This is a genomic window from Gilvimarinus sp. 1_MG-2023 (assembly GCF_030548285.1).
Genome location: NZ_JAUOSC010000972.1, coordinates 1 through 274 on the forward strand (window position 1 = coordinate 1; position 274 = coordinate 274).

At 58.0% G+C, this 274-nt stretch carries 1 pseudogene; it reads right to left on the bottom strand.

The window, feature by feature from the left end:
* A pseudogene (locus tag Q4563_RS19770) lies at window positions 1-274 on the bottom strand (hypothetical protein); the annotation flags it as partial.

The window sequence follows — 274 nt, forward strand, 5'->3', positions numbered from 1 at the left end:
GTGCTGGTCAAAGTCGCCACGACTGAGCCAAAACAGGCAGGCGTCGTCGAGCAACAGGGTCAGCTGATGTCTTTTCAGACGCTGGTTAAGCTCATTCAGCAGGGTGGTGACTACCTGTGGCAGTTGTTCGCTGCCGAGGCTGGCAAAACGTTCGATGCAATGAATCCGGTTGAGGAATTCGGCATCAAAGTGATTATCGAGGGCGCGCTGCTGCAACCGGTGTTTGAGTCTGGCTTGCCATGCGGGTGGCAGCCATGGGCGCAGCGGGTGGCGC